The sequence below is a fragment of the Gammaproteobacteria bacterium genome, from assembly GCA_016716465.1.
GTDB lineage: Bacteria > Pseudomonadota > Gammaproteobacteria > SZUA-140 > SZUA-140 > JADJWH01.
The window spans coordinates 427626-451885 of sequence record JADJWH010000004.1; the positions used below are offsets into that span (position 1 = coordinate 427626).

25 protein-coding genes are annotated in these 24260 nt (G+C 63.0%); 4 read left to right on the forward strand and 21 right to left on the reverse strand.

Annotated elements, in window-relative coordinates; genetic code table 11:
- Positions 1-14: 14 nt before the first annotated feature.
- From IPM20_09700 to IPM20_09730, 7 genes are all read right to left on the reverse strand, one after another.
- Entirely contained in the window at positions 15-1385 is a 1371-nt protein-coding gene (locus IPM20_09700; protein ID MBK9131889.1) for a M48 family metalloprotease, read from the reverse strand.
- A 124-nt stretch (positions 1386-1509) separates the two neighbouring features.
- A complete protein-coding gene (locus IPM20_09705; protein MBK9131890.1) occupies positions 1510-2271 on the reverse strand; it encodes a thermonuclease family protein in 762 nt (253 codons plus the stop codon).
- A gap of 103 nt (positions 2272-2374) precedes the next feature.
- Positions 2375-2581 carry a 50S ribosomal protein L31 gene (gene rpmE / locus IPM20_09710; protein MBK9131891.1) on the reverse strand — a complete coding sequence of 69 codons (207 nt, stop codon included), beginning with the start codon at positions 2579-2581 and terminating at the stop codon, positions 2375-2377.
- Between the two features lie 121 nt (positions 2582-2702).
- Positions 2703-3641 carry a type II secretion system protein GspC gene (gene gspC, locus IPM20_09715; GenBank protein MBK9131892.1) on the reverse strand — a complete coding sequence of 313 codons (939 nt, stop codon included), beginning with the start codon at positions 3639-3641 and terminating at the stop codon, positions 2703-2705.
- Between the two features lie 42 nt (positions 3642-3683).
- Entirely contained in the window at positions 3684-4397 is a 714-nt protein-coding gene (locus IPM20_09720) for a DUF1624 domain-containing protein (GenBank protein MBK9131893.1), read from the reverse strand.
- Between the two features lie 296 nt (positions 4398-4693).
- Positions 4694-4993 (reverse strand): DUF2782 domain-containing protein, encoded by a 300-nt coding sequence (locus IPM20_09725; protein MBK9131894.1) that lies wholly within the window; start codon positions 4991-4993, stop codon positions 4694-4696.
- Positions 4994-5005: 12 nt separating this feature from the next.
- The gene (locus IPM20_09730; protein ID MBK9131895.1) at positions 5006-5731 is read right to left on the reverse strand and encodes a TIGR00730 family Rossman fold protein; all 726 of its coding nucleotides are present in this window, start codon (positions 5729-5731) and stop codon (positions 5006-5008) included.
- Positions 5732-5872: 141 nt separating this feature from the next.
- Between IPM20_09730 and polA the strand changes: the two genes are divergently transcribed.
- Complete coding sequence (gene polA, locus IPM20_09735) at positions 5873-8590, forward strand: DNA polymerase I (protein MBK9131896.1); 2718 nt, start codon at positions 5873-5875, stop codon at positions 8588-8590.
- Positions 8591-8874: 284 nt separating this feature from the next.
- Here the strand turns inward: polA and IPM20_09740 are convergent, their stop codons facing one another.
- Positions 8875-9507, reverse strand: a complete 633-nt coding sequence (locus tag IPM20_09740) for a YihA family ribosome biogenesis GTP-binding protein (protein ID MBK9131897.1) — start codon at positions 9505-9507, stop codon at positions 8875-8877.
- Between the two features lie 40 nt (positions 9508-9547).
- Positions 9548-10036: a cyclic nucleotide-binding domain-containing protein gene (locus IPM20_09745; GenBank protein ID MBK9131898.1), complete on the reverse strand. Its 489-nt coding sequence runs from the start codon at positions 10034-10036 to the stop codon at positions 9548-9550.
- A gap of 212 nt (positions 10037-10248) precedes the next feature.
- On the opposite strand from IPM20_09745, the gene IPM20_09750 reads away from it, so the two are divergent.
- The 3 genes from IPM20_09750 to IPM20_09760 all read left to right on the forward strand — a co-directional run bounded on the left by IPM20_09750 (position 10249) and on the right by IPM20_09760 (position 13443).
- A complete protein-coding gene (locus IPM20_09750) occupies positions 10249-10890 on the forward strand; it encodes a thiol:disulfide interchange protein DsbA/DsbL (protein ID MBK9131899.1) in 642 nt (213 codons plus the stop codon).
- A 70-nt stretch (positions 10891-10960) separates the two neighbouring features.
- Positions 10961-12592 carry an acetolactate synthase large subunit gene (locus IPM20_09755; protein MBK9131900.1) on the forward strand — a complete coding sequence of 544 codons (1632 nt, stop codon included), beginning with the start codon at positions 10961-10963 and terminating at the stop codon, positions 12590-12592.
- Positions 12589-13443, forward strand: a complete 855-nt coding sequence (locus IPM20_09760) for an endonuclease/exonuclease/phosphatase family protein (GenBank protein MBK9131901.1) — start codon at positions 12589-12591, stop codon at positions 13441-13443. Before IPM20_09755 ends, IPM20_09760 begins: the two co-directional genes overlap by 4 nt.
- A gap of 16 nt (positions 13444-13459) precedes the next feature.
- Here the strand turns inward: IPM20_09760 and IPM20_09765 are convergent, their stop codons facing one another.
- The 12 genes from IPM20_09765 to IPM20_09820 form a co-directional block, all read right to left on the reverse strand.
- Positions 13460-14437: an AgmX/PglI C-terminal domain-containing protein gene (locus IPM20_09765; protein MBK9131902.1), complete on the reverse strand. Its 978-nt coding sequence runs from the start codon at positions 14435-14437 to the stop codon at positions 13460-13462.
- A 1-nt stretch (position 14438) separates the two neighbouring features.
- The gene (locus IPM20_09770) at positions 14439-14945 is read right to left on the reverse strand and encodes a biopolymer transporter ExbD (protein MBK9131903.1); all 507 of its coding nucleotides are present in this window, start codon (positions 14943-14945) and stop codon (positions 14439-14441) included.
- Positions 14946-14957: 12 nt separating this feature from the next.
- Entirely contained in the window at positions 14958-15464 is a 507-nt protein-coding gene (locus IPM20_09775; protein ID MBK9131904.1) for a biopolymer transporter ExbD, read from the reverse strand.
- Positions 15464-16114: a MotA/TolQ/ExbB proton channel family protein gene (locus tag IPM20_09780; protein ID MBK9131905.1), complete on the reverse strand. Its 651-nt coding sequence runs from the start codon at positions 16112-16114 to the stop codon at positions 15464-15466. Before IPM20_09780 ends, IPM20_09775 begins: the two co-directional genes overlap by 1 nt.
- 33 nt (positions 16115-16147) lie before the next feature.
- Positions 16148-16438, reverse strand: coding sequence for a hypothetical protein (locus IPM20_09785; GenBank protein MBK9131906.1), 291 nt, complete (start codon positions 16436-16438; stop codon positions 16148-16150).
- Positions 16435-17055, reverse strand: coding sequence for a tetratricopeptide repeat protein (locus IPM20_09790; GenBank protein MBK9131907.1), 621 nt, complete (start codon positions 17053-17055; stop codon positions 16435-16437). The genes IPM20_09785 and IPM20_09790 overlap by 4 nt, the downstream gene beginning before the upstream one ends.
- Positions 17042-19852, reverse strand: a complete 2811-nt coding sequence (locus IPM20_09795) for a tetratricopeptide repeat protein (GenBank protein ID MBK9131908.1) — start codon at positions 19850-19852, stop codon at positions 17042-17044. Before IPM20_09795 ends, IPM20_09790 begins: the two co-directional genes overlap by 14 nt.
- Positions 19852-21729, reverse strand: coding sequence for a hypothetical protein (locus IPM20_09800; protein ID MBK9131909.1), 1878 nt, complete (start codon positions 21727-21729; stop codon positions 19852-19854). Before IPM20_09800 ends, IPM20_09795 begins: the two co-directional genes overlap by 1 nt.
- Before the next feature lie 14 nt (positions 21730-21743).
- Positions 21744-22292 (reverse strand): AraC family transcriptional regulator, encoded by a 549-nt coding sequence (locus tag IPM20_09805; protein MBK9131910.1) that lies wholly within the window; start codon positions 22290-22292, stop codon positions 21744-21746.
- A 78-nt stretch (positions 22293-22370) separates the two neighbouring features.
- A complete protein-coding gene (locus IPM20_09810; GenBank protein MBK9131911.1) occupies positions 22371-23582 on the reverse strand; it encodes a DUF3570 domain-containing protein in 1212 nt (403 codons plus the stop codon).
- A complete protein-coding gene (locus tag IPM20_09815; GenBank protein ID MBK9131912.1) occupies positions 23512-23730 on the reverse strand; it encodes a DUF4266 domain-containing protein in 219 nt (72 codons plus the stop codon). The genes IPM20_09810 and IPM20_09815 overlap by 71 nt, the downstream gene beginning before the upstream one ends.
- Positions 23731-23735: 5 nt before the next feature.
- Positions 23736-24257 carry a TlpA family protein disulfide reductase gene (locus IPM20_09820; protein MBK9131913.1) on the reverse strand — a complete coding sequence of 174 codons (522 nt, stop codon included), beginning with the start codon at positions 24255-24257 and terminating at the stop codon, positions 23736-23738.
- Positions 24258-24260: the final 3 nt, after the last annotated feature.

Consider the following 24260-nt stretch of genomic DNA (forward strand, 5'->3'; position numbering starts at 1 on the left):
ACGGGTCCGCGCAGTCATTGAATGATCTTGAGCCGGCTCCCCGGTGCGGGAACGCCGTCCGGATACAACTGGTTCAGCAGCCTCAGCTGCTCTTCCGCATGTCCGCTCAGCGGCGACTCCCGCGCCAGTTCGGCAAAATCGACCTCCCCATCCACGCGCCGCAACCGGATCCTCAGCGCAGCGGCAAACTCCTGTTCCGTCTCGGAAAGTGGATGGAAACTGCGTGCCGTCGCGATGAAGTCGGCATCGGCCCTCTCGAAGGCCTCCCGATTCCTCGCCTTCCCGGTGAACAGATAGGCGCGCTCCTGATGATAGATCACGCTCACCCGCTCCACCCGGGGGGCGGACTGGGTACCGGCCTTGATGACCGCGCTGTACGCCTCCAGCCCGGCCGGTTCAATCCCGACTTCCTGCCCGATGGCTTTGGATTTGTTACGGCGCCGGACGAATTCGCGCGGAGATTCCCCCTGCTCGATATCCTCCACCGATACCTGCAGGACCGCATCGCGTGTCGGCGCCTGCAGTACCAGGCGCTCGGGCAGGTTTTCACACGACCACCGCGCTGGCAGGGTAAAGCCGACGCCGAGGTCCGCGTGATAGAACGTGCCCCCGCGCACCACCCCGGCGCGTTCGCTGTCGCCATAGACCAGTCCATCGAGATAGACCGGAAAATCTTCAGCGGCATGCGTCTCTGCCGTTCCGGCGGATTCCATCTCGGCAAAGGCCACGGCCTCCTGCAAGCGCTGGTCGCTGGAGGGATGCGTGGCGAATACCCCGTGATATATCCTCGGCTGACGTCCCTCTTCCTCGGCCAGTTGGCGCTCGTAGAGCTCCTGATCCTTCAACACCTCGAGCACCTTGAGCATGGCGCGCGGATCATAGCCGCTGCGCGCCAGATACTCTGCGCCAAGGCGGTCCGCCTCCAGTTCGTGCTCACGGCCATAACCGCTCGTGATTGCGCCGCCGAGCACGCTGAACAGACCCTGGCCGATCTGGTTTCCCAGTTCGGGGATCAGGACGGAACCGATGGTAAATCCAATCCGCGCGGCGCGTGTTCCGCTGATCTGGCGCACCGAATGGCGGGCGGTGACGTGACCGATTTCGTGTCCGAGCACCGCCGCCAGCTCGGCCTCGGAATTGAGATAGGCGAGCAGTCCGCGGGTGATGTAGATATAACCGCCGGGCAGCGCAAAGGCATTGACCTGCGAAGAATCCAGCACCGTGAACCGGTAGGCGAGCTGCTGACGATGGCTATTGACCGCGAGTCGTTCGCCCACGCGCTGCACATAGTCCTGCAGCGCCGCATCCTCGTAGGCGCCGCCGAACTGGCGCACGATCTGCGCATGCGCCTCACTGCCGAGTTCGATTTCATCCTGCTCGGACATCAGCACGAAATCGTTCTTGCCGGTGGCCGGATTCACGGCGCAGGCGCCCAGAATGAAACCCGCCATCATAACGATCGCCAGTGCGCCATGAAACCGGGGCATCGCGCAAGGGCATCTTTTTCCTTCATCCGTCATCCGCGACGACCTGCAGCGAGGACGGGTGGCGGATCTGCATGAGCGGGGCCGCCCCGCGGGTGATCAGCCAACCGCGCGCGACCACCGTGCGGCCGACGAGATCGCGCGGCCGGAAACCCGGGAAATGATGCAGATCCGGCCGTGCGATGCGCAGGGCCAGCCCGCCTTCGAGGTTCAGCCACACGGCGCCCGCGCCCGCGCCGGTGCGCGTCACCTTGCCGCGCACGAAACGGAAGCCGGAAGCCAGTGTATCGGGCCCGATGGCCGCGCTGGGCAGCGGCCGGTAATACACCAGCCCCCACAAACCCAGACCGGCATCGCTCGCATGTCCCTCGGCGCGCCGGTAACACTCCTGATTCACCAGATTCGGTGGGACTGCGATTGCCACCGCATAGCCGTGTTCGAGCATCCAGGCCTGGATACTCGCGCCGTCGGGTCGGTAAAGATGGGCTAGCAGACGACCGTAGCGATCGAAACGCTCGCCGTCATAACGCAGGGCCAGTTCGTCGCCGGGGGGAGCGAGCAATCCCCTCAGCGCGTCGCGGGAGTCTTCCGCATAGGGTTGACCGGGATCCCCTTCTCGCGGCAGCTCGGGGGCATTGACACCGATCAGGCGCACCTTGCGCCCGTCGCGCAGCACCAGCGTATCGCCGTCATGCACGTACGCGACCCGCGCTCGTTCATCGATGTGGTCCGCCGGACAGTCCGCTGCCGAGATGTTCGTCCATAACAGGCATGCCAGGACGGGCACAACATATGACGCACCCCGGCGCGGGAAAAAACTGAACCTGCAGAAACTAAAAAGGGCACGCCCGAGGGGTGCCCTTTCAGCTGCGCGGCCGTAAGGCATCGCGCTATTTTTTCATGCCGTACTTCTGCCGGAACTTGTCAACGCGGCCGGCGGTGTCAACCAGTTTCTGTTTGCCGGTGTAGAACGGATGGCATTGCGAGCATACATCGAGATGCAGATCCTTGCCCACTGTCGAGCGCGTCTTGAACGTGTTGCCGCACCCGCAGGACACTGTGATCTCGTTGTAAGCGGGGTGAATCTCCGACTTCATGACCGTATCCTCATAACCCAACTGTATCTGCCGCCTCCCGGGCTCGGGACGACTCGGCAGGCCAAAGGATCGGTATTGTAAGCAAACCGCCCGCCGACGGCAAGTCAGCCCCCGGCAACCGTCACTGGTTGATATTGACGATGAGCGATTGGGGTACCCCGTCGCGCTCGACCTCGAGACGGATCTCATCAGCGGACGACAGGCCGCGCAGCAGGCTCAGGGCCTTGGCCGGGGAATCCAGCCTTACCCCGTTGACGCTGGTGACGATGTCTCCGGGAGACAACCCGGCGCGCGTGAACAGGCCGGCATCCTGGCCAGGTTGCAGTTCGTAGCCGAGGAAGCGCCCGTCGGCGCTCTTCGGGTTGATCTGGACCAGATTGCTGGCACTTTGGGGATCGGCCAAGACCCGGTCACGAAACTCGCGCAGGTTGGCCGGAGGTGGCGCATTCTCTGACCCCGTCCCGCCTCTGGCCGCGGTAACACGGGATTGCCCCGCCTGGCCGGAATCACCCGCCGGTGTTGCTCCGTTGAGGTTCCCGAGTCCTTCCTTGGGCAGGCGCAGGGTCTCAAGCCGCCCGTTCCGCTCCAGCACTACCCGGTCGGGATGGACCTCCTTCAGGATGGCGCCCCCGGGCAACTGGGCATTAATGGTATAGAAGGCCTCCGATCCTCCTGGCGCGGCGATAATCGCGCCACCGCCCGTCGCGCCACTGGAGGCGACCACGCCGCTCAAGGTCAGATTGAGCTGGGTCTCGGGCAGTGACTCGACCGCAGGGAGCGCCGCCCCGACGGGCTTTTCACCGAACAGATGCCATTTGGCGAGATCCCACAAGACCCCGCCGGCTTTCTGGTCACCCGGTGCGACCGCCCCGCGAAACACCTCCGGCGGGGGCGCAAGGCTCCGCGCCGGCAGCGGAATCACTTTCCAGGTCAATTGGGCGAGCGTCGCCGCCAGCATCAAGACCAGCACCACCTGGACTAGGAGGATGATGCGGCGCTGCACGGCGTCGAGGAAAAAAACCTCCCACGCCTTTTTCCAGTCCAATGCGGGTCTCATCATGATGCCTGCCTTCAAGGGCTACGGGTGTCGCCGCAGCCTGCTCTAGAATTGAAAGTACAAATATAGCAGACCGAGCAGCACCGGTTGATGAACCATGTAGATCAACAGACTGTGCCGGCCGCCGAGGGCGAACAGACGCAACGGCCGCACAGTACTCGACCAGCCCCGTATGCGCATACCCGCGGGCAGGCGGTACAAGGCCTGGCCGAGATACTGACCGATCTGCACCGCACCGAACCACGGCAGCAACGGGACATAATCCTCCGTCAACGGCTTGTGCGTCATCAGACCGACCCACTGTAACGCGGGCTGATCGAACCCGGCATGGGAATACAGATTCCCAAGCAAGATCAAAAAGATGCCAGAGAACAGATTGACGTGGTAAAAGCGCACGGTCACAAGGCCGAGCAGACTGGCCAGCACGATGAAATGCAGGATCCCGAAGAAGATATAGCTGGTCGGGAACAGCATCCTGCTGCCCAGGGTGACCAGCCCGGCGCACAGAATCAACATGACGAGACGCCGCAAGTAGCGCATCCGATCGAAACCCTGCCGATGGACGATTGACTGGCTGACCCCGACCAGCAGCAGAAAAAGACTGACGATGAACGCGCGCAAGCCAAGCCACAGGGGATCGTGATTGAAATCAAGGCCCAGTTTGGCGAACAGATTGATATCAAAAGTAAAATGGTAGGCGATCATCATCGCCAGCGCGCCGCCGCGCGCGACGTCGATCGACATGAGGCGGCGTGCCATCGGCATTTCAGGCATGCGCGGTCCGTCCGCGATCGGATCGATAGCCTCGGCAGGCAAGGAATCTTATACACATGGGCGGGTCGAGGCGCCTCACACCACGTCGGCACCATCGATATGGCGCCAAGCATGATTGTGAACACTTTGATTTATTTAAAATAAATCTGCCCGGAAGAGAAATGCTTGGGGGAAATATCCTGATTTTCCTGCGGACAACAGCCCGTGACAGGCGGGTTTTCCACAGGCTTATCCACACAACAATAGTGAATCTTGATATCGAACAGGGCGTTAGCAGTAGTTCACTTCCATTCCATCAACGTCCAGCTCGGAATCAGCAGATCTTCGTTCAGCTCACCGCGCCGCGTTTCGAGGTTGCCGTCACCATCGGTGTCCACCAGATAATAGGGGGGGCCCTTCCTGGGGGTCACCTTGATCATGTACAGCCGTCCGTGGACACGATACTCCGCGATGGTCTTGTCATCTCCCTGGATGATCGTCACATCAGGGGTCGGCGCCGGCGCCTCGGCTGGATCGGATCCGTCCTGTGCCAGGACGCTGAGGGGCAGCAGAAGCATCACGAAGGCAATCGTCAGTCTCATGGCATTTCTCGCTCACAGATCGAGCAGGATCTCCTTCTCCTCCGCGGATGGCTCGAAGCCGCGGTGCTCATAATACCGGAAGATGGCCTCGACCACCTCTTCGGGTTTGTCCAGCACCTGGAACAGGTCGAGATCCTCCGCCCCGATCGCGCCCTCGGCGACCAGCGTATTCCTGAACCACTCGACCAGTCCCGCCCAATAGTCGCTGCCGACCAGGATGATCGGGATGCGGCGCGTCCGCTCGGTCTGGACCAGGGTCAGGATCTCCGCCAGCTCGTCCAGCGTGCCGAAGCCGCCGGGCAATACGACATAGGCCGAGGCGTATTTTACGAACATCACCTTGCGCGAGAAGAAGTGGCGGAAACGCAGTGAAATGTTCTGGTAATCGTTGGATACCTGCTCCTTAGGGAGCTGGATGTTGAGGCCTATGCTCGGTGATTTGCCCAGGTATGCACCCTTGTTGGCCGCCTCCATGATCCCGGGGCCGCCTCCGCTGACCACGCTGAAACCGGAGTCCGACAGCGCCCGCGCGATATTCTCCGCGCGCCGGTAATATTCGGAGTCGGGATGCGCGCGCGCGGAGCCGAACATGCTGACCGACGGCTTGATGCGGGCCAGGCGCTCGAAACCTTCGACGAATTCCGCCATGATCTGGAAAATCTTCCAGGACTCGCGATTCAGCAGCGCCTCATCGACCATGCTGAAAGTCGGGTGTGTCGATTTGTCCAGTTCATTCATATGCGGTTCTCATATCAGGCGTGCGATTCCGGTGCGCGGCTGGCGCAATCCGCCCCAGGGCGGCCGCACCGGAATACCCCATAGTATAATGGATGCCGTCCGCCCTTCACCGGCCAGCCCACATATTCCTCAGGGACAGAGATGCCATCTGAAAAGAACGCCCAGCCGTGCCTGATCCTGGTGGACGGATCCTCCTACCTGTACCGGGCCTACCATGCCCTGCCGGAACTGACCAATTCCAGGGGCGAGGCGACTGGCGCAGTCCTCGGCGTGGTCAACATGCTGCGCACACTGCTCAGGGAATATAGCCCCGAGTACATTGCCGTCGTGTTCGACGCCAAGGGCAGGACCTTCCGTGAAGAACTCTACGAGCACTACAAGGCGAACCGCCCGCCGATGCCGGACGATCTGCGTAGCCAGATCGAACCGCTGCATGCCGTGGTGCGCGCCCTCGGTCTCCCCTGCCTGGCGGTGGAAGGGGTCGAAGCGGATGATGTCATCGGCACCCTCACCGCCCAGGCGCGGACGGCCGGCATGGATGTGGTGATCTCGACCGGCGACAAGGACATGGCTCAGCTCGTCGACGGGCACGTATCGCTGATCAATACCATGACGCACCAGACCCTCGATGCGACGGGAGTGGAAGCCAAATTCGGCATCCCGCCCGCACGCATCACCGACTATCTTGCCCTCGTCGGCGATACCTCCGACAACATCCCCGGAGTCCCCGGCGTCGGCCCCAAGACCGCCGCCGCGCTGCTGCGTGAGTACGGCTCACTCGCCGGAATCATCGCGTCTGCCGCCGCCATCAAGGGAAAGACCGGAGAGCGTATCCGTGAACACCTCGGCCAGCTCCCCCTCGCCCAGCAGCTCGCGACCATCAAACAGGATGTCGCACTCGACCTCGGGGTGGAGGATCTGCGTCCGGCCGCACCGGACGTGGACACGCTGAAGGAACTGTATCGCCGTCTCGAATTCAAACGCCTGCTCGAAGAACTGTCCACCGGGGATAACGAACCGGTTACGGTCCCCGCGTCCCCCGACGCGCAGCCCGGAAAATACGAATGCGTGCTGACCACCGAGGCCTTTGAGACCTGGCTCGACCGGCTGCAGGACGCGGAGCTGATCGCCTTCGATACCGAGACGACCAGCCTCGACCCGCTGGAGGCCGAGATCGTCGGGGTCTCCTTCGCCGTGACGTCGGGAGAGGCCGCCTATGTGCCGCTGGCGCATGATTACCCCGGGATCCCGTCCCAGCTCGCGCGCGACGAGGTGCTTGCGCGCCTGAAACCCCTGCTGGCAGATCCGCATCTGCCCAAGGTCGGCCAGAACCTCAAGTACGACATGGCGGTGCTCGAGCGCTACGGCATCCGATGCGCCGGCCTGCGCTACGACACCATGCTCGAGTCCTACGTCCTGAACAGCACGCTCGCACGTCACGACATGGATACGCTGGCCCTGACCTATCTGGATTACAAGACACTGCTGTACGAGGATGTCACCGGCAAAGGCGCCGCCCAGCGCCCCTTCGGCAGTGTGGACCTCGAACTTGCGACGCGCTATGCGGCGGAGGACGCCGATATCACATTGCGCCTGCATCAGACGCTGTGGCCGCGGCTGGCGGAGACCGGGCGGCTGCAAGAGGTGTTCGACACCATCGAGATGCCGCTGGTGCCTGTGCTCGCGCGCATGGAGCGGAATGGTGTTCTGATCGATGCCGCCATGCTGCACCGGCAGAGCGGGGAGCTCGGCGCACGCATGCGGGAACTGGAAGGACAGATCTATAGCCTCGCCGGCAGCGAATTCAATCTGGGTTCACCGAAACAGATCCAGGAGATACTGTTCGAGAAACTCGGCCTGCCCGTCATCGAAAAGACCCCGAAGGGCCAACCCTCGACAGCGGAATCGGTGCTGCAGGAACTCGCGGCGGATTACCCGCTCCCGGGCCTGATCCTTGAGCATCGCGCGCTCAGCAAACTCAAATCCACCTATACCGACCGGCTGCCGGAGCAGGTGAGCCCGCGCACCGGCCGCCTGCACACGTCCTACCACCAGGCCGTGGCGGCGACGGGCCGGCTCTCATCAAGCAATCCGAATCTGCAGAACATCCCGATCCGCACCGAGTTCGGCCGTCGCATCCGCCAGGCCTTCATCGCACCGCCCGGCCACCGCCTGCTCGCCGCCGACTACTCACAGATCGAACTGCGCATCCTGGCGCACCTGTCCGGAGATGCCGGCCTGCTCGCCGCGTTCACCCGCGGGATGGACATCCATCGTGCCACCGCGGGCGAGATCTTCGGCATCGATCCGCGCGATGTCACCGCGGATCAGCGGCGCAGCGCGAAGGCGATCAATTTCGGACTCATCTACGGCATGTCATCCTTCGGACTGGCGCGCCAGCTCGGCATCGAGCGCAACGCCGCCCAGGAATACATGGACCTCTATTTCGCGCGTTACCCCGCCGTCAAGCGGCTGATGGATGAGACGCGCCGTTCGGCGGGTGAGCTGGGCTACGTGGAAACCCTGTTCGGGCGGCGGCTCTATCTGCCGGAGATACGCTCGCGCAACCGTCAGCGGCGCGAATACGCGGAGCGCGCCGCGATCAACGCGCCGATGCAAGGTACCGCGGCTGATATCATCAAGCGGGCGATGCTGAAGGTGGACGGCTGGCTGCAACGCAATGGCGACGATATCACCATGATCATGCAGGTGCATGACGAGCTGGTGTTCGAGGTGCCGGAGGAGCGCGTCGAGGCGGCCGTGGCGCACATCAGCGCGGCCATGTCATCCGCGGCGGAACTCGCCGTCCCGCTGGAGGTGGGTATCGGGGTCGGCCTCAACTGGGATGAGGCACACTGATTCTGGCGATGGCCCGCGCGAGGTCGGCGACGTTTTTCCGCCACTCGACCCTGATTCCTGATAGGTCGCTGTATCTCTCTGTCAAAGAATAAATTTTCGCCCCCGTGCCTGGCGCCGCCCCGAAGCGAAAAAAACTTCCCGATCTGCGCGAACTTTTTGCGGACGGGACAGTCTGATCTTTCAGACAGAGTTAGTTTACGCTCCCCGCGAACCTCCCACTTGCGGGGATTCCATACCCGGTAACCCCAAGCCGGGCTTGTTCGCCCCAGGTATCCCTCCCTCTCTCATACTGGGGCTTTTTTTTGCCCGAAATTCAGCCAGGCGACCACCTTATCCCGTGCCTCGTCCACTCCGTCCCGGTTCGTGGAGGAAAAGAGCTGTACACTCACGCTTGCGTCGTCCGTGGATAAGCCGCGCCGCCAGGCATGCAAGGCCTTGTGTCCCGCGCCGCGACTCAGCTTGTCGGATTTGGTCAGCAGGATATGCACCGGCATACTCCGAGGTTTGCACCAGTCGATGATCATCCGCTCGAGGTCATCGAGAGAACGCCGGCAATCGGCGGTCAGAATCAGACCACAGAGCGAGCGGCGGCCGTCCAGATACGCCTCGATCAACGGCCGCCACTCCTGCCGCAAACGGTCGGGTACCTCGGCATAACCGTAGCCGGGCAGGTCGACCAGGCGACGATCGTCGCCCAGATCGAAGAAGTTGATCTGTTGCGTGCGACCCGGGGTCCTGCTCGCCCGCGCCAGCGCGCGCCGGCCGACGATCGCGTTAATGCTGCTCGATTTGCCCGAGTTTGAGCGCCCGACGAAGGCCACCTCGAAACCGCGGTCGGGTGGCATCGAGTCGGCACGCTGCGCACCGAGCAGGAAGCATGCGCGCTGGAAATAAGACAGGGGGTTCTTTACCGGCAACTGCATGACGGACGGCCGTGTCGCGCCCGCGAATCGGGGATCAGCGCTTTCCCTTGCCGAACACGTAACGGGCGAGGTTGACCTCCTCGGTGCTGACATGTCGCAGCAGGTGGTCGAGGCTGATGATCGCATGCTCCAGCAGGTTGACGGCGATATAGGGATGCTCGACCCGGAGACGCTCGTACATTGGACGCGACAACTTCAGCAGCTGGGTCTCGGCGCGGCCGGAGCGCATCCGCAGCAGACGCGGTTTACGGTCGAAGAAGGACATCTCGCCCATCATCTCCCCCGAAGAGATGCGCCCGACCTCGGTCTCCTGGCCGCCTTCCTCGAGCGAAAGCAGCGCCTCGCCGCTGACCACGAAATAGAGGGCATCGCCGACTTCGCCGATGTCCGCGATCACCTGGCCCTTCTTGTATTTCACCACCTCGGTGTATTCCAACAGTTTCTGCACCTCGGCGATGGTCAGCGATTCGCACAGATACTGCTGATTGAGGAACTGGGTCAGGTCGATCTGCTGTTTGGCCATCGGAGTCTCCTGGAATGCGCGCGTCCGCCGGGCGGGACCGCGCCCGGACCACAAGTGCCTGATTGTACACCATAGCGGGGGAAATCCGCCGGTTTGGCGGCCATCGAGGATGCTGGGGATTGCCTGGACATTAAAGTATACTTTCAGCTTCTGGATGCGGAGGGCCGGGTGGCACCGGCGCACGCATCGGCAATCCATTTCCAGAGGTACCTATGCGTCTAGACAAAATTCTCATTGGATCCTTGCTGCTGCTGACCGCCGTCGTAGCGCAGGCGGCGGTCCCCCTGCGCTTTCAGGAAGGGGTGGACTACGAACTCGTGACACCCGCACAGCCCACCGCAGATCGGACCAAAGTCGAGGTGATCGAGGTGTTCTGGTATGGCTGCCCGCACTGTTACCGCTTCCAGCCGTATATCGAGCGCTGGCTGCAGACGAAACCGGATAATGTCGACTACCTGCGTTTGCCGGCGGTCCTGAATGAAAGCTGGGCATTGGGCACCCAGGCCTATTACACCGAGGAGGCGCTGGGCGTCACCGACAAGCTCCATGCCGCCCTGTTCGACGCGATCCATCGCGACAAGCGCCGCCTCGACAGCGAGCAGGACATGATGAAATTCTTCGTCGAACATGGCGTGAGCGAAGATCAGTTCCGCGACGCCTATCATTCCTTCGGCGTCGAAAGCAAGGTGCAGCGCGCGCGCCAGATGACGCAGCGTTATGGCATCGACGGCACGCCATCGGTCATCATCAATGGAAAGTACCGCACCGGGCCGGGCATGACGCGCTCCTACGAGCGCCTGCTGGACGTGATGAATTTCCTCGTCGCCCAGGAAAGCCGTTCCCTGGCGAAATGACGAATACCCCCGGAACCCGGTCAGCGTCCGTGAGCACGGCCGAAAGCGGCGAGGGATGTGCGACGCAGCCATGAAGGCCGCGGAACTTCTGGTCAGGTGCCTGGAAAACGAGGGTGTCGGATACATCTTCGGGATCCCCGGCGAGGAAAACCTCGAACTGATGGATGCCCTGCGCGACTCCTCGATCCGCTTCGTCACGACGCGGCACGAGCAAGGCGCGGCATTCATGGCCGATGTCCACGGCCGGCTTACCGGCCGCGCGGGCGTCTGTCTCTCCACGCTCGGACCCGGCGCGACCAATCTGATCACCGCGGTTGCGGACGCCAATATGGACCACGCGCCGCTGGTCGCGATCTCCGGCCAGGCGGGCACCCATCGCCTGCACAAGGAATCCCACCAGGTGCTGGATCTGGAGTTGATTTTCCAGCACATCACGAAATATTCCTCGCGCCTGCTTACCCCGAATATCATCCCCGAGGTGATCCGCAAGGCCTTCATGCAGGCCCAGCTCGAAAAGGCCGGCGCCTCCTTCATCGAATTTCCGGAGAACGTCGCCTCGATGGAGGTCGACGCAGCACCCCTGCCGGTACGGCATCCGGCCATGCCGGAGCCCGCGGCGGCCAGTGTGCTGCGTGCGGCCGAACTGATCTCCAATGCCCGTTCACCCATGATCCTGGCGGGCAACGGCGTGATCCGCGCCCGTGCCTGGCGCGAACTTGAGACGTTCGCGGAACGTCTCAACATCCCGGTCGCCAACACCTTCATGGCCAAGGGAGTGGTCCCCTTCCGCCATCCGCTCGCGCTCGGCACGGTCGGCCTGCAGGCCAAGGATTACATAAACTGCGGTTTCGACCATGCCGATGTCATCGTCTGCGTCGGTTATGACCTGGTCGAATACCACCCGCATCTTTGGCACCGCACCCGCGACCGCATCATCGTCCACGTCGATTCCTCGCCCGCGGAGACCGACGCCAGCTATTGCGTGGAGGTCAGCGTAGTCGGCGACCTCAAGCATGGCCTGATGCGTCTGGCCGAGACGGCCACACCGCATCAGGGCCATCGCATGCGGCCCCTGCGCGAGGCCCTGATCGAGGAAATGAATCAGCATCGCGACGACCGCAGTATGCCGCTCAAGCCCCAGAAGATCATCTGGGACCTGCGCACCGCGCTTGGCCTGGAGGACATCGTGATCTGCGACGTCGGCGCCCACAAGCTGTGGATGGCGCGTATGTTCCGCTGCGAATACCCCAACACCTGCATCATTTCCAACGGTTTCGCCAGCATGGGTATCGCCGTGCCCGGCGCCGTCGCCGCCAAGCTCGCCTTCCCGGAACGCGCCGTGGTGGCCGTCACCGGCGATGCCGGATTCATGATGAACTCGCAGGAGATCGAGACCGCGCTGCGACTCAAAACGCCGTTCGTGATCCTGATCTGGAACGATAACGGCTACGGGCTGATCGAATGGAAACAGTTGCAGGCCTATGGCCGCTGCAGCAACGTCCGCTTCACCAACCCGGATTTCGTCAAGTATGCGGAGGCCTTCGGCGCCCGGGGTTATCGCGTTGAAAAATCTGAAGATTTACTGCCTTTACTCCGCCAGAGCCTGGCCGATAACACTGTCAGCATCATCGATTGCCCGGTAGACTACAGCGAAAATCTCAAACTCACGGCCAAGCTGGGAGAGATGGTGTGCCCGATATGATCGAGCTGAATCACCTGCCCTCCGGCGATCCTTCGCGCCCGCTACAGGCGCGGGATCCCGCCGGGGGTGAGCTGCGGCTCCGCCTCATCACCTATAACATCCAGGTCGGCATCGCCTCACGGCGTTTCCATCATTATCTGACCCACAGCTGGAAACACGTACTGCCGCACGCGGAGAGCCTGAGCAACCTCGAGCGCATTGCGCGTGTCGTGCACAGCTACGATATCGTCGCGCTGCAGGAGGCCGACGCCGGCAGCTTCCGCAGCCTATACGTCAACCAAATCGAATTCCTCGCCCAGCATGCGTCGTTCCCCTACTGGTATTCCCAGACCAACCGCAACCTGGGGAAACTCGCACAGCACAGCAATGGTTTGCTAAGCCGGAGAAAGCCGCTCTGCATCTATGAACACAAGTTGCCCGGTTTCATCCCCGGCCGCGGCCTGCTCGAGGCCCACTACGGGCGCGCCGGGGAGACGCCCCTGGTCCTGCTGCTGGTCCATCTGGCCCTGAGCAAACGCGCGCGGCTGCGGCAGATCGCCTACATCATCCGCCTCGTCAATCGTTACGAGCACGTCATGGTCATGGGGGATTTCAACTGCCGGGCACAGAGCGAGGAGATGGCATTGCTGCACACGCACACCCGCCTGTGCCGGCCGGTCGATGAATTGCCGACCTTCCCGAGCTGGCGTCCTCATCGCAATATCGACCACATTCTGGCAACGCCGGACATCAGGATCGACGAGGCGCAGGTATTGCCACACACCGTCTCGGACCACCTGCCCATCGCGGTGGATATCACCCTGCCGAGCCACCTCGCCTTCGACCGCCACGAGGCCGCGCTGAAAAGCTGAATCCGGACGGCCTGCGTCAGCCCGGGAAAAAATCGATCGGGTACGTGATGGTGGTAGCCGCCGCGCTTTTCTGTCCGAAATCGAACAACTGCACGCGCGCGATCAGTTTGCGCTCCAGTTCCGGATCGTCGAGTTCGCTCGACACCAGTTCACACTGACTCACCGTGCCATCCGGCGCGATGGTCAGTTTCAGCACGACCTTGCCGGCCAGGGCCGGATTCTGGCGCAGGGCCCGGTTGTAAATCGCATTCAGCGTGCCCTTGTTGCGATCGAAGATCACCTGGATCTCTTCGCTGGAACGTGCTGGCAACGGCCCGGTTTTTCCTGCCGCGGACTCGGTCGGACCCCGGGCGCTTACGGTCTCATCGACCGGCGCGGTCACCCGCGTGGTCTCACGGCCGGCCAACTGGGTCCCGCCGGTATCCCGGCTCAGGCGGCTCGTATTGATGCCGCCGCTCCCGCTGGCAACCTGGGAGGTGATGATCGAGCGCGTGGTGTCACCCGCGGCGGGTTCCGCCGTCGCGGATTTGCGCAAGGGCTGCTTCTCCAGCGCCTCGGCCACGGTGTCCGTGCGCAGGTCCGCCAGTTCGTCACGCAAGGCGAGCAGGCCGCTACGCGCGGCCTTTTCCCGTGCGCTCGGCGGTGGCGGTGTGGGGACCGCGACCTTCTCCTCTCGGGGCTGGGGTTTCGGAATCTCCGGCTCGGGGGGCTTTTCCACGGCCTTCTCGGGCTCCGGCTTGGGCTCGGGCTTCTCGACCACCGGTGGCGGCGGCGGAGGCTTGGGCCGTTCCTGCATGATCAGCTTGGCGAAGCGTGGCGGCACCGCCACGGCGTCCTGCTCGGAAGGCGCCGGAACAGGCAGCAGGGGAATGACCAGACTGGCCAGCAGCACCGTTCCGAACACCGCCAGCAGGATGCGACGGAAACGCGCCTCCTCCTGGGGCGACACGGTCCAGGGAAGTAACGTGCTGTGATAGAACACCGTCGCGGTCATATCAGGTTCCGTTGGTTTCGACCTTTTGCATCACGGCGAAGGAGACCTGGCCGTACTGGGCCTGGGTACAGGCGAGCATCACCTTCTTCAACAGGCGGTACGGGATCTCTTTCTCGCCCATGATGGTGACCTCGGGTCCAGCCTCCTCCTGATCGACGCGCAGACGGCGCGCGGCGATGGCTTCAAGCGCCTGTTGCAGCGCGGGGATGCCATTATTGGCGTCGTCGCTCAGGACCTGGTCCACGTCGGCCACCTTGTCGCCGCGCACCAGGATCTCGCGCTCGGTGATCATCACGATCACATTTTCACGCGGACGCTCCTCGGCGATGGATTCCGGCAGCTGGATGGTCTTGGAATTCGGCAGCACGTCCACCTCGGAGGAGTTCACCAGCAGGAAGAACACCAGAATGGTGAAGATGTCCATCAGGGATACCAGGTTGAGCGCGACCACGGCCTTATGCCGCTTATGGCTGCGCTCCATGCGCATTGCGCGCCGTGACATCTTCATCCCGCTTTCCTCCTAGGCGCCGCCGCCGGCTTCCCCGGTGGCGTCTCCGATGGAGATGTCGGGAAACAGCTCCGCCTTTACCACCGCGCCGGCCCGGACGCCACGCGCGACGCGCACGGTATCCATCACCTGTACCAGGGTGTCGTAACTGATGTCCTGTTCCATCAACAGGGTTGCCGCCGTATGCTCCGGAAAATGCTCCTTCACGCGCCGCAGGGCGGCGGAAAGGGTCTTAAGGTCGTATCCCGAGGCGGTATTGGGAATGACCAGCGGCGCGGCGCCGGAATCGGCCACCTCGATCCGATCACCGCGCACGGTGATCTCGAGTTGCAGTCCCGGCTCCAGCGACTGTTCGGCAGCGGCGTCGGAGGGCAGGGTGAGTTCCAGGATCGCGACACGGGAAAACACCGCCGTGATCAGCAGAAACGGCACCAGGATCACCATCAAATTCATGAAGGCGGTGATGTTCATTTCCTCGGGCGGCCGCACGTGCCGACGACGACGGCGGTGGCCGATCATTACGCGACGCCCTTGGGCGCGGCGGATTCCGCGATGATATTGATGAACTTGACCGTCGCCATCTCGAGACTGTCGACCAGTTCGGTGGTCTTGGTCTGCAGCAAGGTGTGTATCAGCAGGAGCGGAATGGCCGCCATCAGGCCGAAGGCCGTGGTGTTCATGGCCACCGAGATACTGGCGGAGAGCATGTCGGCCTTCTCGGCCGGATTGGCCGCACCGACCGCGGTGAACGCCTGGATCAGACCGATGATGGTCCCGAGCAATCCGAGCAGAGTCGCGATATTGGCGAAAATGGCCAGATAATGCGTGCGCTTCTCCAGGCGCGGAATGATCTCCATCAAACCTTCTTCCATGGCGGTCTCGATATCGTCGCGCCGGCGCGCCGATTTCGTGCGCTCAAGGCCATACAGCAGAATCTTCCCGATGGCGGCCTTCGATTTCTGGCTGAGATTCAGGGCGCGCTGGAAGTCATGCCGCGAAAGCGCGTCCATCAATTCCTTCCACTGACGCTGGTTCGCGCTGCGCACCGCCGACAGGTAAATGTAACGCTCAATGGCGATTGCGATCCCCGCGGCTAGCACCAGGACGATCGGATACATGAACAGTCCGCCCTCCTGGAAAAACCCGATGATGGTGCTGATTGACTCCATGATCACTCTCCTTCACTGAAAATCGTAAACCCTTCAACGTTCCGCCGCGTCGGCGGGGGCGTCGACGAATCTTTGGTACCGCAGTCTCCTGAGAAACTCGTCACGGTTCAGCGCCGCGAAGGCGTCATCGCCGGGTATCGGGACCGGCGGCTCCATGGCGCCCGGCCCGGCGGCGTCCTTCCAAGGCACGATATAGAGCACCTTGGGCAACTCCTGGTCGCCGATCACCGATATGCCGGGCATGATGATCTGAGCGGTCTCCTGGGCTGCGGCGGCGGCGCCCCACAGACCGGCCGTCAGCAGCAGCATCCGCGCGACGCTCACGATCCGCCTCCCTCATCCACCGGCGCGGCAGCCGGCAGACGCTGTTTCAAATCCGCGATCCACAGCTTCACCTGCTTGTCCTCCCCACCGGAGATCTCCTGGTAGCGCTCATAGTGTTGCAAAGCGATCTGCGGCTGTCCGAGATAGAGGTCAAGCAAGACGGCAAGATTCAGATGTACATCGGCAAAAAGCGGGTCTGACTTCAGCGCCCGTTCGTAGTCCTCGCGCGCCTCCTGGAACCGGCCTGCCTCCCGGTGTATCAGCCCGAGAAGATTGTAAGCTATTGCATTTTCAGGAGTTATTTCCAGCGCCCGGCGCACCGAGGCCTCCGCTTCGTCGAATTGCCCGAGACGCATGCGGGCGATACCCAGATTCAGGTATGGCCCGGTGAGCCCGGGATAGCGTTGCGTCATCGCCTCCAGGGCCGGAACCGCCTCGGCGTACTGTTTCTCCTGCATCATGTCCAGCGCCCGCTCGAACTCGGCGCGTGCCTCGCGCGGTGGCGCGGCAGTACCCGGCGCCGGCTCGGCGCCCTGCCGGGATGGCACGCCGCCGCAGGCGGCGAGCAGCAGGCACGCCAGCATGAGGAACAGGGCGCGTATGCTATTGCAGCTCATCGATGAAGTCCACCTGCCGTTCATGTTTGCCGTAGCGCGCCGGCAGCAACTCGCCGAGCTGCTCCAGACTCGCCTTGATCCAGCGGTCATATACGCCTTCCCCGATACGGCGGTAGTTGATCTCGTGCAGCTTGATCGCCTCCTCCTCGAACGGATAGGCCTGTTCCTCGAGCAGGATGTCGTATTGTTCGCGCTCGTCGGCGGACAGTCCCTTCGGGCGCTGGGAATCAAGGAGGGCGCGGCCGAAATCGCGGTAAATGCCGCCGATCTCGAAGGTCGCCGAAGTGGTCACTTCGGCGATGCCGTATTCATTCGCCTTGCCGTAGGCGTCCACCGCCTTCTGCATGGCTTCCTTTTTGGCGCGCAAACTCTTCTCCAGCGGCGCCACCAGAGTGATGCGACGATAGCTGTCGCGCAGCGGTTCGGCCAGTTCGAGCGAGGCCTGGGCCGCCAGGGTATGACTGAAATCGGTACGCGCGGCGCCGGCGCGCCGATCGGCCTCGATGATTTCGCGCAGCCAGTAGTGATAACGCGGGGTATCCTTCTGGGCACGTGTGGCATCGGCGAGCCGGCGCCGCGCCTCCATGGCCCGCTCGAACGAAGGCGGTGAGGAACTCAGGTAGGTCTGATAGGCAAGCACGGCCTGATCGTTTCGACCCACCTTGCCGTACAATTCCGCCGACTGCCACAGCGCCTCCCCGGCGGCGGCCGGGTCGCCCGCGCTCTGCCCGATGCGCTTGAATTCATCCGCCGCCTGAGCCAGCCGGCCGCTCTCCAGATAGGCGACCGCGAGCTTCTGCGTCACCTCGGGCTGCCAGCGGCTGGCAGGGAAATCCCGCCGCAGCCGTTCCAGCACGCCGATCGCGCCATCCCAGTCCTGCGCACCCAGCATGACCGCAGCGGCGTCGTACTGGGCATCCGCGGCGATCGACGCCCCAGGCGCAAGCTGGGCGACGCGCAGGAAATGTCCGGCCGCCGCGGCTTGATCGCCGTCCGCACGCGCGGTCTCACCCTGCTTGTAGATCGCCGCCGCGAGGCGTTCATTGAGCCTGGCGCGCGCCTGAGCGTCCGCGGCAGGGGTCAGATTCAAGGCTTGCTGGTAGGCGCGTTCCGCCTCGGGATACGCCGCGCGGTCGAAATGGACGTGTCCCTGGATCGTCCACGCGGTGCGCCGCTGCTCGGCGCTGGCGGCAGGGATATGCTGAAGCACGCGTGTCGCCACCGCGAGGGCGCGCGAGGCGTCACCCATCGCAAAAAGCTCCTCTGCTGAACGCGTCAGCGCGGAAGTCGCCTGCGGATGGGTCGGGAAACGTTCATCGAAACGTTGCGCGCTGTCCACCCAGCGCAGACGCCAGACGTTCTTCTGCTCCGGATCGCTCATTACGCCGATCTGGCGTTCGTAGGCCAGCAGCGCGGCATAACCGGCCTCGGAAGATTTGGGATGCATTGGATAGCCGTACGCACTCTGCTCGTAACGCTCGACTGCCTCGGGGTACTCCCCCTGTTCATACAACAGCTCGGCGAGCAGGAAACTGAGCATCGGCGCACGGGTATCGTCAGGGAAGAACGACAGATAATCGCGGTACCACTGCGCCGCCTGGCGGTAATCCGCCGGCTGGTGGTTCTTCTGCGCGGCGGCGTGATAGCGCTGTGCGACACTGTACATCTCTTCCTTGAGATGCTGGGCGACCACCGGCATGCGCGCGATATCGTGCTCCTTCCAGAACGGGCTGCGCGGTCCATAGCGCCCGATGAAATCCTGTTTCCCCGCGAGAGCGAGGCTGGCGAAGCCCGCCTGTTCATAGATCTCGTAGACGCGGACCTGGTACAGCGGCGCCTGGGCGTGGTTCGGGTTGTATTCGACAAAGGCGTGGAAGGTCTCCGCGGCGTCGGTGTAGCGTTCCTTGTCGAGGTAGAGCTGCCCCAGGCTGTTGTAGATCATGTGTTCGTAAGGACTGTGTCCGCGACGGCTGAAATAGTCGTTGACTGCACTGGCACCCGCCATCTCGGAAAAGGTCAGGCTGATCACGCGCAGTGTGTCCTCCACCAGCTCGCGATCCGCCCGGCTCAGCGCGTCTGGGGTCAGATACTCGCCGAACTGGCTGCTGGATGTGAGTTTCGCGTCCAGCACCGCCATGAAGGCGTCCAGCGCCGGCTCCTGCTGTCGCTGCTTGAACAGGGACCACCCACTCTTATACAGCGCCTGCTCATAAAATGCGGATCCTTTGCTGCCGGCGGCGATCACGCTGCGATAGGCACTTTCCGCCTCGGCATAGGATTTCTCGACGAACAGTATCTCCCCGCGACGGAACTGCGCCTCCAGGTAATAGGGTGATGCCGGATAGTCTTTCACCAGCCGATCGAGGGCCGCCAGGGCCTGATCCGCAGAACCGGCATTGTCGTAGGCACGCGCCATCTGGTAGAGCACCCCGTCCTGTTCCGGATAGGCGGGATATGCCCGCAGCAGTTCGCGGTACAAATCCGCGGCGGCGGCAAAATCTTTTCCGTCCGTCCGCGCGCGGGCCTCGTCCGGCGTCGCCTCCTCGCTGATCATCAGCTGCAGATCGGCGATGCGGCGCATCGCCTGCATGCGCCGCGCATCGTCGCCAGCGATCTCGACGAAGGCCCGGTAGGCGTCCATCGCCTGTTGTTTGTCGCTGCGTGCCGCTTCATGCACCACCACGATGGCCTGTTGTTCCAGGCTCTTGATGGTGCGTGCGTTGTCGCGCGGAGGCGGCGATGCGCAGCCGGCCGCGAGCAGACAGGCAATGGTTACGGTATGACGAGCCCGGCGCATCAGTTGCCCTCCGGGCCGGTCGCAATCTCATCCAGCAGCCTGGCCAGGGCATAGCGCGCCTCGAGCTGGTAGGTGTGCAGCTCGCCCTTGTGCCGCTCCAGTTCGGCCTGGACCTGGGACTGCAGATAACGCTCATGGCCGAGCACCGCGCCCGCGAGGCGCCGCTGCAACACGGAGACGCGGGCACGCAGGTCGGTAATGCGCGCATCGTATCCCTCGAAGCGCTTGGGCGCCTCGACCTGGGCCACTGCGAGCAGTGAGCGCTGGGCCATGGCCGTGCCGAGTTCGTCCTTGAGCGCGTTTACGCTTTTGCGCGCATCCCACAGGCGCGGTGGGTAGCGGCCCTCGATCTGCCAGTTCAACATGCCCTTCAGGACGTGCAACCGCTGCCGCTGCGCGTCCAGTTCGTGCGCCTGTGGGTATCGCGTGAGACGGGTCTCGATGCGCTGAATTTCGCCGAGCTGGCGTTGCTCCTCTGCGGTCGCCAGCGCCAGGGCGTCTTGCTTCACGGCGATTGCGTCGACGCGCCCGACATAGGCCTGGACCTCCGCGTCAAGCGCGCGCCAGTCCAGCCCCTGCAACCGCTCCTGTACCTGTGGAAGGCGCGACTCATAGGCATAACGCCGCGTGGCGAGCATGTCCGTGAAGGCGGACATGTCTTCCGTCCAGGTTTGCAGGCGCCGCTGCTGGGCGCGCAGATTACGGTAGGTGGTGAAGGCCTCGCGAAAACCATCGCTGGCCAGCAGTGACAGCAGATAGGAACGGGCCCGGGCATCGGGGATGCGCGCCGGGAGAATGTCCAGATCCGGATCGGTCTGGCCGTCATCCGCCAGATCGGAGATCAGGGTCCCCTGTCCGGTCTGCGCGATCATCTCGTCCAGGAGCGCGAGTTCGCCGTCGTAGACATCGATGACGTCGCGATATTTCTGCACCGCCTCCCGATAGGCGTGCAGACGCCACTGGGTGAATGGAATCATCGCCGAGGCCTCGTGCTTGGCGGCGTCCGGCACGTCGCGCGCCTCGAGTTCCCGCCATGAGTTCAAGGCCTGGGAGAGATTGCCCAGATCGTATTCCGCCCAGCCGAGCCCGAGCAGGGCGCGCGGAGAAAACGGGCTGTCGAGACGCACGCGCCCGAGCGTGGCCTTTGCGGCCTCGGGCCGCTGCGTGCCGAGATAGGCGAAACCGAGCGCAAGATTGGCCTTGTCACGCAGCGCGAGCAGATCCGGGTTCTCGCTCTTGAGTTGACCCAGCTCATCGAGCAACGCCATGCCGGCGGTCGTTTGTCCGGACTGCTGCAGCGCGACGGCCTGATTGTACCGCAGGTAGGGCGCCCACTCCTGCGCTGCCTGCGGCACCGAAAGCTTCGTCACCGCCTCGGCGTAGCGCTGTTTCTGCATCAGTATCTGCGCCTGCAGCAGCGCCTGCTCCGCGCGCCCTTCCTTGCCCAGACCGGAGCCGATCTGCGCCAGCGCCTCCTCCGCGCGGTCGACATAGCCGCGACGCATCCATGTCTTGGCCAGCGCGAGCCAGATGCGATCGCGTGCTGTCGGGTCCGCCACACCGGAGAGATTGCGCTTGAATATCTCCAGCGCGTTCGCGTGCAGCCCGTAGGAAAGCTCAATGCCTACGCGCAGCAGTTCCGTGTCGGCCCGGTCACGTTCGATATGCCCCTGCTGCTGAGCGGCGAGGAGATGCGTGATGGCGGAGAAATAATCCTGCTGGTAGTACTGGAAGAGGACTTCGCGGTAAAACAGCTCACGCACCCCCGGGGCCTCCGCCGGGGCGGCCGGGGCCGGCCCGGCCGCCAGCATGAGCAGGCCGAGACCCATGGCGCCGAGACACCGACGCAAGCTCGGCGGACGCCAGGCGTCCGCCATCCGCGACTGCCTTGTCACTCCCATTCGCTGATCGAAAACTCGGGCTGTTGCTTCTTTTCCAGATCGACGATCTTGAGTTCGATGTACTTCGGCCCAATCCCCTTCTTGAAGGTCAGATTGGCACCCCGACGGTAATCGCGATCATGGGGTCCCTTGCCGGTGAAAAACGCCACCAGTTCATGGTCACCCAGTTTCAGGTTGCCGACGTAGAGCCGCTGCACGCCGCCGCGCTTTAGCGCGTCGACCTCGCGCTGGGTGTAGAGATAGTTCGCCACTTCCTTCTCGCCGATCTTCAGCTGGACGGAGTCGAGCTGGAAGAACTCGCCGACGTCCATTGAGAGGAAGACCGAGACCTGGGTGGTCGCGGGAAACAGCAGTTCCTCCTCCAGCACGAACAGATCGCGGCCGACTTCGAGGATCTCCTGCTGCAGCGACTGGACCTCCTCGTCGAGCGCCTTGTAGTCCCCGGCCGCGGGCGCGGCGGCGTACGCATCGAGGCCAGTACCCGGCGTGAGCCCGGCGACGGACATGAGTAACAGCGATATAAACAGCAGTCTCTTCATCATGATGCACCGTCAACGAATATTCCACACTGCCAAACCGGATGCGCCGCGCCGGAGAGGTGCGCCCGCTGCCACCCGTCAATACCAGACCGAGAGATAGAGCTGGAGGACATCGGCGTTGAAATCATAGAAGGGCTCCTCACCGGGCGCGCCCCCGTTGCTGATATCGCGAAAATCATCGTACGTAAAATGGATGCGCTCGTAGGACAGGGTCAAGGCGCCCTTGTCGATGCAGCTGCACGTCCCCGGGGCCAATTCGTAACTCGCGCCGAGGCCGATCGCCGTACTGCTGAATGTGCTCAACTCCTTGTCTCGCGCCAGGAAGTTCTGCGCCTGCTGCCGCGGGAAGAGGTCGCTGTAGAAATCAGCGTGGTTCTGGCTGTACAGGCGGTACGTGATGTCGAAGATCCATCTCCTTTCGGTGGGGTGAGTATACCCGATTTCATACGTGTCGGCCCGGATCCCCCAGGAGTCGGTAAAATAACGGTAGCCCGCGCTGAGCGAGGCCCGGTAGGGCAGATAGTAGAGCGCCTTGATCGCGAATGCGTTGCTGTCGCGCGTGCGCGGATAGACCTCGGGCTCGAAGCTGTAGCCGAGCGCGCTGCCGGCGTCGAGATAGCGCACCGAGCGATAAGGATTGTTGAGGTAGCCTTCGTCCGTGACCGTCTCCAGGCTGAGATCGAGCAGCATGTTCTTGCTCACCACCTGCGACACCCCGATACGGTAGTTCTGGCGCGCGGTATCTTCGGCGAAATCCTCGTCTCCGCGCTTCCCCACCGTGTCCCATCCGCGCGAATAACCCATTGAAACGGTGGTTAAATCTCCAAACATGTCCTGACTGATGGAAAAACTCGCGGTATTGGCCAGATAATCGTTTTCCTCGCTGCGCGTGTAGCCCAGGCTCATCATCACATTGTCACGCAGGTAGTCGACGCCCAAGCTGCGCTCGGTCCGCTCCTCGTCGTAGCGACTGGCCGATGTCACCACATCGATCGAGGCGCTGGAGATGGAATCGATGTAGTAATTCGCCGACACCGAGCTGCTCTCGCCGATGCTCTTACGCGCCAGGATGGAAGGCCCGTTGATCCGCACGCCGCCCCCGTCATAGGAATGGTACAAGGTGTCAAAGCGATCCTCCGGCAATACTGCGGCGAGCAGGGAAAGCGAGCAGCCGGCGGCGGAGAGCAGCAGGAATCTGATCCCGCCTGCGGCCAGGGTCCTAATTGCAACCACAGCCGCCTCCCTGTCCACCCTCGGCACCGCGCGCCGCCTCGCGCGCCTGGAACACATGGTTACGGTAGGCGCTCGAAACGGGATCCCGATCGAAGCTCATGATCGGATCCGCCAGGTTGGCGCGTTCATAGGGCTTTACCCATGGCTCGATGGCGCAGCCTGCAAGTGGCAACAGTGCGGCCAGGAGCAGAGCCAAAGCGCGCAGATTGTTCACATACGCTCCGTCAGCAGGGCACGTACCTGCTGCTGATAGGCGTCTTCATAGCCCGGCATGTAGCCCTTGTGCAGATAGCGCATATTGCCGTTGCGATCGACGATCACCGTCGTCGGCATGGCGATCACATCGTACTGCTTGCTCACCGCGTTCGTACCGTCGAACAGGACGGGGAAACTCACTGGGATCTTGCCCAGCAGTGTGCGCGCCTGAGCCGGGTCTTCCTCCACATTGACACCGAGCACGGTAAAACCGAGCGGCTTGTATTGCTGGTAGAGCTGGTCGAGCAAGGGCATCTCCTTGCGGCAGGGGCCGCACCACGAGGCCCAGAAGTTTATCAGCACGACCTGGCCGCGCAGCTCGCTCAACTTGATGTTCTCCCCGCTGCTGCTCTTGAGGGTGAAATCGGGCGCCGGCCCCGATACCTGTTCAGCGGCCACGGCAGGCGCGATTGCGAACACGGTGAGCAGCAGGACAAGCAGGACATATATATAGGTATGGAAACGCAGTCTGTACATGGT

Bases quoted from the DNA above. Each gene is read 5' to 3' on its own strand.
- IPM20_09700 (MBK9131889.1), bottom strand. From the start codon at position 1,385: ATGTCCGAGCAGGATGAAATCGAACTCGGCAGTGAGGCGCATGCGCAG.
- rpmE (MBK9131891.1), bottom strand. From the start codon at position 2,581: ATGAAGTCGGAGATTCACCCCGCTTACAACGAGATCACAGTGTCCTGC.
- gspC (MBK9131892.1), bottom strand. From the start codon at position 3,641: ATGATGAGACCCGCATTGGACTGGAAAAAGGCGTGGGAGGTTTTTTTC.
- IPM20_09720 (MBK9131893.1), bottom strand. From the start codon at position 4,397: ATGGCACGCCGCCTCATGTCGATCGACGTCGCGCGCGGCGGCGCGCTG.
- IPM20_09725 (MBK9131894.1), bottom strand. From the start codon at position 4,993: ATGAGACTGACGATTGCCTTCGTGATGCTTCTGCTGCCCCTCAGCGTC.
- IPM20_09730 (MBK9131895.1), bottom strand. From the start codon at position 5,731: ATGAATGAACTGGACAAATCGACACACCCGACTTTCAGCATGGTCGAT.
- polA (MBK9131896.1), top strand. From the start codon at position 5,873: ATGCCATCTGAAAAGAACGCCCAGCCGTGCCTGATCCTGGTGGACGGA.
- IPM20_09745 (MBK9131898.1), bottom strand. From the start codon at position 10,036: ATGGCCAAACAGCAGATCGACCTGACCCAGTTCCTCAATCAGCAGTAT.
- IPM20_09750 (MBK9131899.1), top strand. From the start codon at position 10,249: ATGCGTCTAGACAAAATTCTCATTGGATCCTTGCTGCTGCTGACCGCC.
- IPM20_09755 (MBK9131900.1), top strand. From the start codon at position 10,961: ATGAAGGCCGCGGAACTTCTGGTCAGGTGCCTGGAAAACGAGGGTGTC.
- IPM20_09760 (MBK9131901.1), top strand. From the start codon at position 12,589: ATGATCGAGCTGAATCACCTGCCCTCCGGCGATCCTTCGCGCCCGCTA.
- IPM20_09765 (MBK9131902.1), bottom strand. From the start codon at position 14,437: ATGACCGCGACGGTGTTCTATCACAGCACGTTACTTCCCTGGACCGTG.
- IPM20_09770 (MBK9131903.1), bottom strand. From the start codon at position 14,945: ATGAAGATGTCACGGCGCGCAATGCGCATGGAGCGCAGCCATAAGCGG.
- IPM20_09775 (MBK9131904.1), bottom strand. From the start codon at position 15,464: ATGATCGGCCACCGCCGTCGTCGTCGGCACGTGCGGCCGCCCGAGGAA.
- IPM20_09780 (MBK9131905.1), bottom strand. From the start codon at position 16,114: ATGGAGTCAATCAGCACCATCATCGGGTTTTTCCAGGAGGGCGGACTG.
- IPM20_09790 (MBK9131907.1), bottom strand. From the start codon at position 17,055: ATGAGCTGCAATAGCATACGCGCCCTGTTCCTCATGCTGGCGTGCCTG.
- IPM20_09795 (MBK9131908.1), bottom strand. From the start codon at position 19,852: ATGCGCCGGGCTCGTCATACCGTAACCATTGCCTGTCTGCTCGCGGCC.
- IPM20_09800 (MBK9131909.1), bottom strand. From the start codon at position 21,729: ATGGCGGACGCCTGGCGTCCGCCGAGCTTGCGTCGGTGTCTCGGCGCC.
- IPM20_09805 (MBK9131910.1), bottom strand. From the start codon at position 22,292: ATGAAGAGACTGCTGTTTATATCGCTGTTACTCATGTCCGTCGCCGGG.
- IPM20_09810 (MBK9131911.1), bottom strand. From the start codon at position 23,582: ATGTGTTCCAGGCGCGCGAGGCGGCGCGCGGTGCCGAGGGTGGACAGG.
- IPM20_09820 (MBK9131913.1), bottom strand. From the start codon at position 24,257: ATGTACAGACTGCGTTTCCATACCTATATATATGTCCTGCTTGTCCTG.